The sequence below is a fragment of the Paenibacillus sp. JT22N1 genome (genome assembly GCF_059692155.1).
In genome coordinates this window covers 175,993-187,002 of the sequence record NZ_JCAUAW010000016.1, presented here as the reverse complement: position 1 = coordinate 187,002, position 11,010 = coordinate 175,993, and the positions used below count along the sequence as shown (strand labels likewise).

The 11,010-nt window shown below is 44.5% G+C and carries 11 protein-coding genes, 8 tRNA genes and 1 rRNA gene; 16 read left to right on the top strand and 4 right to left on the bottom strand.

Features of this window, described 5'->3' with window-relative positions; all coding sequences use genetic code 11:
* The 9 genes from AC58UU_RS28330 to AC58UU_RS28290 form a co-directional block, all read left to right on the top strand.
* A 23S ribosomal RNA gene (locus tag AC58UU_RS28330) occupies nucleotides 1-152 on the top strand; the annotation flags it as partial.
* Between the two features lie 114 nt (nucleotides 153-266).
* Nucleotides 267-358: transfer RNA gene (locus tag AC58UU_RS28325), tRNA-Ser, on the top strand.
* A gap of 27 nt (nucleotides 359-385) precedes the next feature.
* Nucleotides 386-462, top strand: a tRNA-Met gene (locus AC58UU_RS28320).
* Between the two features lie 17 nt (nucleotides 463-479).
* A tRNA-Val gene (locus AC58UU_RS28315) sits at nucleotides 480-555 on the top strand.
* 13 nt (nucleotides 556-568) lie between these two features.
* Nucleotides 569-644, top strand: a tRNA-Thr gene (locus AC58UU_RS28310).
* A gap of 27 nt (nucleotides 645-671) precedes the next feature.
* A tRNA-Asp gene (locus AC58UU_RS28305) sits at nucleotides 672-748 on the top strand.
* Nucleotides 749-793: 45 nt separating this feature from the next.
* Nucleotides 794-866, top strand: a tRNA-Phe gene (locus AC58UU_RS28300).
* Nucleotides 867-912: 46 nt separating this feature from the next.
* Nucleotides 913-994 (top strand) — tRNA-Tyr (locus AC58UU_RS28295).
* A 9-nt stretch (nucleotides 995-1,003) separates the two neighbouring features.
* Nucleotides 1,004-1,076, top strand: a tRNA-Lys gene (locus tag AC58UU_RS28290).
* 114 nt (nucleotides 1,077-1,190) lie between these two features.
* On the opposite strand, the gene AC58UU_RS28285 is transcribed toward AC58UU_RS28290, so the two are convergent.
* The 4 genes from AC58UU_RS28285 to AC58UU_RS28270 form a co-directional block, all read right to left on the bottom strand.
* Entirely contained in the window at nucleotides 1,191-1,493 is a 303-nt protein-coding gene (locus tag AC58UU_RS28285; protein WP_171687861.1) for an MTH1187 family thiamine-binding protein, read from the bottom strand.
* Nucleotides 1,494-1,586: 93 nt separating this feature from the next.
* Nucleotides 1,587-3,149: a GMC family oxidoreductase gene (locus AC58UU_RS28280; RefSeq protein ID WP_497320572.1), complete on the bottom strand. Its 1,563-nt coding sequence runs from the start codon at nucleotides 3,147-3,149 to the stop codon at nucleotides 1,587-1,589.
* The gene (locus tag AC58UU_RS28275; RefSeq protein WP_497320571.1) at nucleotides 3,146-3,742 is read right to left on the bottom strand and encodes a gluconate 2-dehydrogenase subunit 3 family protein; all 597 of its coding nucleotides are present in this window, start codon (nucleotides 3,740-3,742) and stop codon (nucleotides 3,146-3,148) included. The genes AC58UU_RS28280 and AC58UU_RS28275 overlap by 4 nt, the downstream gene beginning before the upstream one ends.
* 6 nt (nucleotides 3,743-3,748) lie before the next feature.
* Entirely contained in the window at nucleotides 3,749-4,141 is a 393-nt protein-coding gene (locus AC58UU_RS28270; RefSeq protein WP_497320569.1) for a hypothetical protein, read from the bottom strand.
* A gap of 259 nt (nucleotides 4,142-4,400) precedes the next feature.
* Here AC58UU_RS28270 and AC58UU_RS28265 point away from each other — a divergent pair, with 259 nt between their 5' ends.
* The 7 genes from AC58UU_RS28265 to AC58UU_RS28235 all read left to right on the top strand — a co-directional run bounded on the left by AC58UU_RS28265 (nucleotide 4,401) and on the right by AC58UU_RS28235 (nucleotide 11,000).
* Nucleotides 4,401-5,252 (top strand): C40 family peptidase, encoded by an 852-nt coding sequence (locus AC58UU_RS28265; RefSeq protein WP_497320568.1) that lies wholly within the window; start codon nucleotides 4,401-4,403, stop codon nucleotides 5,250-5,252.
* 130 nt (nucleotides 5,253-5,382) lie between these two features.
* Nucleotides 5,383-6,498 carry a PucR family transcriptional regulator gene (locus tag AC58UU_RS28260; RefSeq protein WP_497320566.1) on the top strand — a complete coding sequence of 372 codons (1,116 nt, stop codon included), beginning with the start codon at nucleotides 5,383-5,385 and terminating at the stop codon, nucleotides 6,496-6,498.
* A gap of 111 nt (nucleotides 6,499-6,609) precedes the next feature.
* The gene (locus AC58UU_RS28255; protein ID WP_171641331.1) at nucleotides 6,610-7,740 is read left to right on the top strand and encodes an ABC transporter ATP-binding protein; all 1,131 of its coding nucleotides are present in this window, start codon (nucleotides 6,610-6,612) and stop codon (nucleotides 7,738-7,740) included.
* A 174-nt stretch (nucleotides 7,741-7,914) separates the two neighbouring features.
* Entirely contained in the window at nucleotides 7,915-8,856 is a 942-nt protein-coding gene (gene hprK / locus AC58UU_RS28250) for an HPr(Ser) kinase/phosphatase (protein ID WP_171641333.1), read from the top strand.
* A 41-nt stretch (nucleotides 8,857-8,897) separates the two neighbouring features.
* Nucleotides 8,898-9,872 carry a prolipoprotein diacylglyceryl transferase gene (gene lgt, locus AC58UU_RS28245; protein WP_497320565.1) on the top strand — a complete coding sequence of 325 codons (975 nt, stop codon included), beginning with the start codon at nucleotides 8,898-8,900 and terminating at the stop codon, nucleotides 9,870-9,872.
* Complete coding sequence (gene ppaX / locus AC58UU_RS28240; RefSeq protein WP_497320563.1) at nucleotides 9,850-10,509, top strand: pyrophosphatase PpaX; 660 nt, start codon at nucleotides 9,850-9,852, stop codon at nucleotides 10,507-10,509. Before lgt ends, ppaX begins: the two co-directional genes overlap by 23 nt.
* Nucleotides 10,506-11,000 carry an acyltransferase gene (locus AC58UU_RS28235; RefSeq protein WP_497320562.1) on the top strand — a complete coding sequence of 165 codons (495 nt, stop codon included), beginning with the start codon at nucleotides 10,506-10,508 and terminating at the stop codon, nucleotides 10,998-11,000. The genes ppaX and AC58UU_RS28235 overlap by 4 nt, the downstream gene beginning before the upstream one ends.
* The last annotated feature ends 10 nt before the right edge of the window (nucleotides 11,001-11,010 follow it).

Below are 11,010 nucleotides of genomic sequence, written 5' to 3'. Positions count from 1 at the left end.
AAGCGCTGAAAGCATCTAAGCGCGAAGCCCCCCTCAAGATGAGATTTCCCAGTATGTAAGACCCCTTGTAGACGACGAGGTTGATAGGTTCGAGGTGGAAGTGCAGCAATGTATGCAGCTGACGAATACTAATCGGTCGAGGGCTTAACCAAAAAGCTGACTAAGCAGCGAGCAGCTACGTCTAACGTAGATTGCAGAATTGAACTTTACGCAAGTTTCGTATCTAGTTTTCAGGGAATAATATTTCCTGAGTGTATATATATCTTGGAGAGATACCCAAGTGGCTATAAGGGGACCCTCTGCTAAGGGGTTAGACTGCGTAAGTGGTGCGAGGGTTCGAATCCCTCTCTCTCCGCCAGTTTCCAAATATATATACCTTTTATGTGGCGGCGTAGCTCAGCTGGCTAGAGCGTACGGTTCATACCCGTAAGGTCGGGGGTTCGAGCCCCTCTGCCGCTACCATAAAACCAAAACCAGACGGAGGCTTAGCTCAGCTGGGAGAGCATCTGCCTTACAAGCAGAGGGTCGGCGGTTCGATCCCGTCAGCCTCCACCATTTATATCTTTATGCCGTTGTAGCTCAACTGGTAGAGCAACTGACTTGTAATCAGTAGGTTGGGGGTTCAAGTCCTCTCGACGGCACCATTTTTATGGTATACCTTTTTGTAACATGGAGCTGTGGTGTAGTGGCCTAACATGCCTGCCTGTCACGCAGGAGACCGCGGGTTCGAATCCCGTCAGCTCCGCCATTTATTATTTTAGTGAATTAGGACAAGCTATAGACAATTACATAAGGCTCGGTAGCTCAGTCGGTAGAGCAGAGGACTGAAAATCCTCGTGTCGGCGGTTCGATTCCGTCCCGAGCCATTGAGATGGTTGTGCTGCAACAATGCAGCATGGTTATCTCTCATCTGGAGGCTTAGTGAAGTGGCTAAACACGGCAGACTGTAAATCTGCTCTCTTCGAGTTCGGTGGTTCGAATCCATCAGCCTCCATTTTACCTTGAGTCATTAGCTCAGTTGGTAGAGCACCTGACTTTTAATCAGGGTGTCGTAGGTTCGAATCCTACATGACTCACTTTTATTAGTAAACGTAGAAGGCCGTGAGGTCTTTTTTTGTTTTATATAACCAAATAAGGGCGAGTTCGCCTCTTACATAAAGAAAAAGCATCCCTAAATAGGATGCTTTTTTCTATTTCAACTTGTCTGCAACGGACTTCATTTTTTGCTTCATAGAGGCTGGTTTGTCACGTCGATCGTCGATCTTGATAGATGTCGATACTCGCTCTGCACCATTCGTAAAAGGGACTTCGTGGACGGCTCGAATGACTTCCAGCAGTCGATCTAAGGGACCTTCTAGAATGGTACCCATAGGCGTCATTTCAAAAGCGATATCGGAATGTTTCTCTAGTTCTTTGTGCAGATCTGCTACATAACCGCTAAGGCTAGTGGTGGCTGTTCCTATAGGGATAATGGTGAATTCTGCGATAGCCATGGAGGTCACTTCTCCTTTCATCTTGTAAAGCTCTTCTCTATTGTAGATGAGTGACTGCAGGCAATGCAATTCACCGTGAAGTTAACTCCGCCATTAAGAACTGGCAAGGTCAATAATATAATCGGCTGTTCTTGCAGCAAGCGCCATGACGGTGTTGGTTGGATTCCCTCCGCTGGAGGTTACGAAGAGACTCGCATCGCAAATGAACAAGTTCGGGATGTCGTGACTTTGACCGTAAGAATTAACGACGGAAGTAGCTGGGTCATTCCCCATACGGCAGCCGCCCATGAGATGCTGTGTGTCGGATACCACGTAGGCAACCTCGCCTCCGGCTGCTTTGAGGATAAGTTTCATATTTTCTACAGCGTGATCGATTAATTTAAGATCGTTATCTCCATAATTGAAGGTAACGGAGGCACGAGGCATTCCGTTTTCATCTTTTTCAGCGGATAGGGAGATATGGTTGTCCCATTGTGGAAGCACTTCACCAACCATGGTTAAACGTCCATAGTAGTTGTAATCAAGCATGAGTTGCCTAAGCTGCGACCCCCAGATGGGCTCGTGAGAGGCTTTGCTGATCCCCTGAGCCATATCTATAGGTCTCGAGCCGTGAGAGTGAATGGTATAGCCACGAGCGAAGCCTCTGCGCGGATCAGTTTCATAGAAATCTTGTGTGGAGGCTAACACAGGTGTGCCTTTGTACAAACGAACCTCTTGTTCAAATTTGGCGTAGACATCATTACTGCTATGCGTCATAATCGCACGGCCTACCCAGCCGCTGGAGTTCGCTAGACCGTCAGGAAATTGAGGAGTAGCAGAGTGAAGCAGCAGGCGAGGGGTCTCGACAACATGAGCGCATAAAATAACAGTTTTAGCACGTTGGCGGTAGGTCTTTCCCTCGTTAACAAAGAGAACACCATTGACATGCCCTTCTGCATCGACTTCGATTTGCGTAACCATACAATTAGGAAGAATTTCGGCCCCAGCTTGAACGGCTTTAGGGATATGAACGATCAAAGTACTAAACTTGGCATTCGGCATACAGCCTTGGATGCAGAAGCCGCGATTGGTGCAGGGTGGACGGCCTTCAAAAGGAGCAGATAGAATAGCAAGCGGTGTAACCGCGGATTGAATGCCGAGTGCTTCGCAGCCTTTTTGAAATAAATAAGCATTAGGACTTAGGGGGTCACGCTCTGGATAAGGGTAAGGCCCATTGAAATTTCCCCAGGGGAAATGTTTCGGTCCGGAAACAGCAATTTCTTTTTCGATTTTACTATAGTAAGGCTCAAGATCTTTGTAGTGAATGGGCCAATTTTCACCAACGCCGTCAATGGACTTTGTTTTGAAATCTGATTCATGGAAACGCAAAAAAACACCGGTAAAATTCTGCGTCCCTCCGCCTATCCCCCTACCTGAATTGTGGCTCCCCATACCAAATGGTTCTGTCCCATCAACAATACGAGTATCTTCCCATGCTAAACTCCGCATGCTCAGCTCGTCACTAGCGAAATCCTTCTGAGGATCCCGCCAAGGGCCAGCATCGAGTACAACAACACTCAGGCCGGCTTCACTCAGCTCTTTGGCTAGTACACCGCCAGCTGCACCTGCACCTACAATTACGATATCAGCAGCATCATGTTCATGTCTCCACTTCATGGCTTCCTCACTGCCTCCCAAGGATCAAGTTGGCCAGGATCTGCTCTTACATATCCGCGAGGATAGGCAGGGCCGCCAAAACCGATCTCCGACCAAACCAAAGGATGTGAGTAATAGGCCTCTACACTTAATTGAAGGAGTTTATGAAACAGTGCTTTTTGTGGAATGCCGTCCCAAGCTTCTGTTGGGGGGTAGCTGGCATCGCTGATTTGGCGCATAATGTGCTTTTGAGCAACTTCGTCTAGTTGGAAGAAAGGTCGGCTATCGGCTAACCATCCAGTCTCGTCAATAGCTTTAAGTCCCTGACGCAGGAGGTTTTGAATGGGGGGGACATTGATCTTGCGCTGTCCTTCCCCTTTATTTTCTGCCAACGTTTGATCGATATGAGTAAGGATCGTTTGAATAATATCTCCTCGATGATCATCCATGAGCAGAGCGCACCAAGCCCGTAATGTTTCGGTTTCTACCGGAGTTAGAAAATGGTAAGAATGTTCTCGAACCAGTCGGGAGGTCACTATGGACCGTGTATGGGAATCCCATTCCTTTTGTTCATCCATGACATTATAGGTCGGATAATAGGTATGATTCTTCATGGTAAGTCATCCTCCATAGATAGCAGTAAGACCAAAAATGCTAATGACTGAAAATAGTAAAGGCATCATCACCGGCGGACCCGTAAGAAAATTTCGCAATGCTAAGCCGCCTACGCGTTTCTGAACACCTTTGATGTGAAAAATAAAGCCGATTATTCCTTGAATGACTCCAAGCCAGAAGCAGATATGGGTCACTATATACCAGCCCTTGCTATTCAGCAGTGTGCTGATGATGGAGACGAAACTAATAACTATAGCCAGAATAACCGGACCCCACATAAATTTGTTATGAAAGTTTTGTCGATAATGCGATAAGGTCACCTGAACCCATATGAAGAAATAGGTTACTCCAACCAAGAAAATGATGACACGATCTAACGACCACTGACTCCAAACCATTGTCTGAACCTCCTATAGGATGAAATCACCCTAGTACAATTATTTCCAAATTACCAAAGATTATGAGTTAGTTTTATTTAGCCATATTTACCATGCTTTTCATGATTTTAAACAAATGATATATTTGGCAAACTTACCAATCGTATACCTGAAAGGAAATAATTTAGGAATGAAAGACTTTTCATTACCATGGTAACCTTGTACAAGGAAGCGAGAACTTTACCATATCTACAACAACACAATACTGGAGGAAATATTTATGTTAAAAAGTCTTGCGCATCGCACTTTAGGAATTACTGCGGCGATAACTATTGCATTATCTGCTACTACAGCAGTTTCCGCTTACGCAGCAAATGATGATATGGATGCGGTTTCATTGGTAAAGAAAATGAAGGGTGTTGATTATTCTAAAAATAATGAATCACCAACGGCAGGTTTTGATTCTCCAGGTCTGATCTATTACGTCTTTCAAACTCTCAATTACTCGGTTCCTAGATCACTGGATGAACAGTTTAAGATGAATAGAACCAAGATTACGAACTTAGCAAAAGTTGAACCAGGTGATGTCTTGTTCTTTGGTAATGGCGAGAAGCCATCGTATGCTGGGATTTATGTTGGTCAAGGTAAAATGGTCATGGCATCCCAGAACAAAGACGAAGTCGTCACTCGCAATGTAAACGATATTAAGAAGGATTTCATAAGTGGGCGAAGCATTCTATCCGCCAAGGATCGTTTGAAAGCTGAACTTATTTTAACGGCTCAAAAATACTTAGGTACACCATACGTCTTTGGGGCAAAATATGGACAAACCAAAACGATGGATTGCTCTTCCTTCACAAAAACGGTTTTTGCTGAATATGGCATTTCACTGCCGCGTCTTTCCCGCGATCAAGCTAAGGAAGGTACATTTGTAAGCAAAAGTAATTTGCAAACCGGAGATCTAGTTTTCTTCACAACTGAGGATTCCGGCAAAAATATCGGACATGTCGGTATCTATGTGGGTAACGGGAATATGATCCATACGTACGGTGAGGGTGGCGTGAAATTCACTTCCATCAATAAAGAATGGTGGGCGGATCATTATGTAACGGCTCGTCGAGTGTTAAACTAAATCACCTAACTAAACTGATCCCTTTTGCAGCAGCTGCAGGAGGGGTCTTTCACATTCACATGAGGGGGGGCACATATGTTACAATAAGAAGATAGATATAGAAGATATATGGGAGTAAGGAGAGAGGCAGATGGATTGGGAGCGTGTAAAAGATCGTTTGGAAGCGGTTTTACAATCGCCTATGCAGATTAGCTTGATACCCGAGGCAGATTGGGAGCATTTGGCGGAAGAGCAGGCAGAGAATCTTGAGAGCTTTAGTCGAAGTGTTGTGCGTGGTCAGGATGTGCTTTTTTATTTATCCAAAGAACATAAAGATATTCGCATTCTGCAGGTTTCCGAAGCCAAATTAACATCTTCAGAGCGCAAACTCGTGGAGCTAACTGTAGAGTCTAAGATGACATTAGAAAAGAAGCAGTGGGGAGTTTTTTTATCTGAAGATGAAAGAAAGGCGCACCAATTAAGAGATTGGCTGCTGCAGCAGATGGAACGCGGTTCAACCCATGCTGAGCTGCCGGATGCGCTTGCTTCACAATCCTCTCTGTATTCAACGAAAATTCCGCTGTTGTTATATGGGGACTATTCTCAAAATCAGCGCGTTTCCTATGCGGAACTGAAAAAACTGTTGGAGTCTTTCTTTGAATCGGAGATTATCCTGATTCCATTACTAGATAAAGAATGGCTGATCCTAGCGCCCGAAGGTCTACTAACCAGTGGTAGCGAAGAGCGAGAAGGGGATGAGGAAGAAAGCGTAGAGCAGATACTCGACGCTCTCGGCTCCGGGCTGTATGAAATGCTTGCTAATGAGTGGGTTGGTGAATGCCACCTAGCCATTGATTATCCGGTAAAGCCTTCGAAATCGCTGTTTGCCACGATCCTCAAGTTGAGGGAGACCATCATGTTAGGGCGTTCCTTTCATGTAGGCAGCTTTATTCATCTTCGTTGGGAGCTTCGTTTGGAGAAGCTGCTGCACTTGATTGATGAAGAGGAAAAGGCAGAATTCCTAGAGCAGGTACTTCGCGGCATAGACCATGTGCTGGATGCAGAGACGGTAATCACGTTGGAACATTTCTTCACACTGGACTGCAACGTTAGTGAAACGGCGAAGAAGTTATATATACATCGAAATACCTTGCTCTATCGTTTGGACAAGTTTAAAAATGAGACTGGACTCGATGTGAGAACGTTCAATCATGCAGTTTTAGTGAGACTTGCATTACTATTGTACAAAGTAACGAAAAGAAAGTGATTTTTTTGTAGGGATTGTGCATAGTCAGTCCGGACTTCGTAGGGTAAGATGAGTATATTGAAAAGTTGATCAGCAAGCATATGATCGATAAATCGTAGGGGGAATGAAACCATGGCAGGCGTACGTTTAAATCATATCGTGAAAAGATATTCTGGTGCAGAAGAATCCACAGTTAAAGATTTCCATCTTGAAGTTGAAGATAAAGAGTTCGTAGTATTGGTTGGAGCATCCGGTTGCGGAAAATCCACAACTCTTCGTATGATCGCAGGATTAGAGGAAATTACTGAAGGTGAACTTTACATCGGCGACCGCCTTGTAAATGATGTAGCTCCAAAAGACCGCGATATCGCGATGGTTTTCCAATCTTACGCCCTTTACCCACATATGACTGTATATCAAAACATGGCATTCGGCTTGAAACTTCGTAAATTCAAAAAAGCAGATATCGATGCTCGCGTTCGTGAAGCAGCGAAAATCTTGGATATCGTTCATTTGCTTGATCGCAAACCAAAAGCTCTTTCCGGTGGTCAACGTCAACGTGTTGCCTTGGGTCGTGCGATTGTTCGTGAGCCACAAGTATTCTTAATGGATGAGCCGCTTTCCAACTTGGATGCGAAACTTCGTGTACAAATGCGTGCGGAAATCACAAAATTAACAAAACGTCTTGGTGTTACAACGATCTACGTAACGCATGACCAAATCGAAGCAATGACAATGGGCGATCGCATCGTTGTTATGGATAAAGGTATCATTCAACAAGCTGCTACACCTGAAGAAATCTACAACTTCCCTGTTAACATCTTCGTTGCGGGCTTCATCGGATCTCCATCCATGAACTTCATGACAGGTACATTAACACAAGAAGGCAGCGGCATTTTCTTCAAAGCAGGTACTGTGAACGTTGAAGTTCCAGCTGGAAAAGCACAAGTATTGAAAGATAAAGGTTTCGTTGGTAAAGAAGTCATTCTAGGTGTTCGTCCAGAAGATATCCACGAAGAGCCTGTATTCTTGGAAGCATCCCCGAACACAGTATTCAACGTTAACGTTGAGTTGACTGAGAACTTGGGTCACGAAATGTACTTGTACCTGAACGGTATCGGCGCTAACACAGTAATCGCACGTGTTGACGGTCGTTCAGGAATCAAAGAAGGCACAAATGTTAAATTGGCTCTAGACATGAACAAAGTTCATTTCTTCGATAAAGATACAACATTGTCCATCTTGGTTAACCCTAATCTATAAGTTTGAAGAGAAAGGCCAGCCGTTATCGGCTGGCTTTTTTGTCTGTTCATACAGTTTCACGAACACTTTAGTTGATTTCAACTAACTATTCCATTACGATGAAACTATTGGAAAGAATGAATAATAGCAGATGAAGCACGTTTTGCACAGGCAAAACTCGGAGGAGACAGGACGATGGCCAAAAAAGTGAAGGTTTCCGAATTAGTGGAGGTACTCCATATGGAGGTTCTTGCAGGTGAATCTGGACTGAAGCGCCCTATAACAACAGGCGATCTGTACCGTCCAGGTCTTGAGATGGCGGGATATTTTAATTACCATCCAAGAGAACGTATCCAGATGCTAGGGAAGACGGAAGTCACCTTCATGGAAATGTTAACGACGGGTGTCAGGCGGAATCGGGTAGAGCAGCTATGCTCACCGGAGGAAACGCCTTGTATCATCGTGACAAGAGGATTAGATGTTCCTATTGAATTACTTGAAGAAGCGACGAAGCGTGATCTCCCCGTACTTCGAAGCCAAATGTCTACGACGATTTTTGCAAGTCGGTTAACAGGATTTCTAGAGAATAAATTAGCTCCAAGTACGACAATCCATGGGGTACTTGTCGATGTATACGGAATTGGTATGCTCATTACAGGGAGCAGCGGCATCGGGAAAAGTGAAACAGCGCTTGAGCTTGTAAAAAGAGGCCACCGGCTTATTGCGGATGACGCAGTAGAAATTCGTCAAAATGGCGATAAAGTGCTCACAGGAAATGCTCCTGAGCTTATTCGTCATTTGCTTGAAATTCGCGGTGTGGGTATCATTAATGTGATGACTTTATTCGGAGCTGGTGCCATCCGTAATGTGAAGAAAATTTCGGTTGTTGTTAAATTGGAAAATTGGCAGCAGGACAAGCAGTATGACCGATTGGGTCTCGATGAGGAATTGACACGCATCATTGATACGGATCTGCCGCTCGTCACAATTCCTGTTCGACCAGGACGAAACTTAGCAGTTATCGTGGAAGTGGCCGCGATGAACTATCGTTTAAAACGAATGGGATATAACGCGGCACTTCAGTTCACGAATAAACTGACGGAGTCGCTGAACGAAGATTTTGAGGATTTCGATTGATCGAGCAGCAACTTATATATTGATAAAGAAGGAGTGAAACTATGCTTGAAAGTGTTGCGTTTTCCTTAGGACCGATACAAGTCCGGTGGTATGGGATTATTTTAGGTACAGCCGCGTTAATTGGTTTATTATTGGCAATCCGAGAAGGGAAGCGGTTCCGAATCGTTCCTGACTTTTTTATGGATTTATTGTTAATTGGGGTACCTTCAGCGATTGTTGGCGCTAGACTTTACTATGTAGCCTTCCAGTGGTCCGATTATAAGAATAATTTAGCTGAAATTTTTATGATATGGCACGGCGGTATTGCCATTTATGGAGCGCTAATTGGAGCGATTATAGGTACTTTTTTCTACGTAAGAGCCAAAGGGTACTCATTCTTGAGAATCGCGGACATTTGTGCACCAGGTTTAATTGTTGGACAAGCGATAGGGCGTTGGGGCAACTTTATGAATCAGGAAGCCCACGGAGGCCCTGTTACGGAGTCATTCCTACGTGACTCTTTGCATTTACCTAATTTTATCGTGAATCAAATGAACATTGAGGGTACATTTTATCACCCGGCTTTTCTGTATGAATCCGTCTGGAATATCTTAGGGCTGCTGGTTCTACTCTGGCTTCGTCGCAGGCCTTTCCTTCGAGCAGGAGAACTATTTTTCAGTTATTTTATCTGGTATTCCATTGGTCGTTTCTTTATCGAAGGTGTGCGTACAGATAGTCTTGATTTCACTGGTCCCACGTGGCTTGCGTCATTCTTGAATGCACTGTGGTCACCAATGACAGTTGTATTTGAACCCGGCGTACTTACATATGGTGGAAATGTGAGATTCTCGCAGCTGTTAGCGCTTCTGATCGTGATTGGGATGGTAATTATTATTATCGTGAGAAGGAAAAAGGGCTACGCGGATGTACGCTATGCGGATCCGATTGTTTCCACGAAAGCTGAAGAGAAAAATAAAGTAATGAAAGATCAAGAAGCAGATAAAGGAGCAGACTATGATTCAAACCGTACTGTTTGATCTGGATGGAACGATTGTTGATACGAACGAGCTTATTGTGCAATCTTTTTTGCATAGTTTGGAAGGCGAGACGGCAGAGCCTGTCAGTCGGGAACTAATCATTCCGAATATGGGGCGTCCGCTTGTGGAACAAATGGAATTTTTTACAGGCAGGAAAGAGGTCGAAGAGATCATTAAGAAATATCGGACCTTCAACTTATCCAAACATGACGAGCTGGTCAAAGAATTCCCGAATGTACATACGGCTATGGCAAAGCTGCACGCAAACGGGATTAAAATCGGAATCGTAACGAGCAAGATTCGGCAAACCACTCTGATGGGTCTAAAGCTTTGTGGGCTGGATACTTTCGTTAGTACTATCGTGACCGTTGAAGATGTGAAGGAGCCGAAACCGCATCCGGAAGGCATAATTGCAGCACTTAAGGTTTTAGGAAGTACTGCGGACCAAGCGCTGATGGTTGGAGATAGCCATTATGACATTGAGGCAGCCAAAAATGCGGGAGTCATATCTGTTGGCGTATCCTGGTCATGGAAAGGGCGCTCCTATTTAGAGCAGTATAACCCGGATCATTTGATCGACGATATGCTTGATCTCCTTCCTATTGTGGGGCTGACGTCGGAAGTGGATGCTGTTTGAGAAAAACGGATAAGTATCCGGTAGATGGACCTAATGCTTTATGGCAAATCTATCATACCGTCAGCAAATGGAAGGCGATGCGGAATTTCGTATTCATTCAAATAACGCGGTACTCGCCTTCGCTGCGTATGAAAAATTGGATCTACCGACACGTATTGGGGATGAAGGTTGGTGAGCATACCGCTTTTGCTTTGATGGTGATGGTGGATGTCTTTTTTCCAGAGAAGATTCATATAGGGAACAATACGATTATTGGGTATAACACGACGATATTGGCTCATGAATATTTAACCAAAGAGTATAGACTAGGGGATGTAAATATTGGATCGCATGTGATGGTAGGTGCCAATACGACGATTCTACCCGGTGTAACGATTGGAGACTATGCCATTATTGGAGCAGGTTCGGTTGTGCACAAGGATGTAGCGCCGTATAGCTTTGTGGCAGGGAATCCACTTCAGACGATTCGTGAAAGAATGAATGAGAAATGAGAGTTGTATG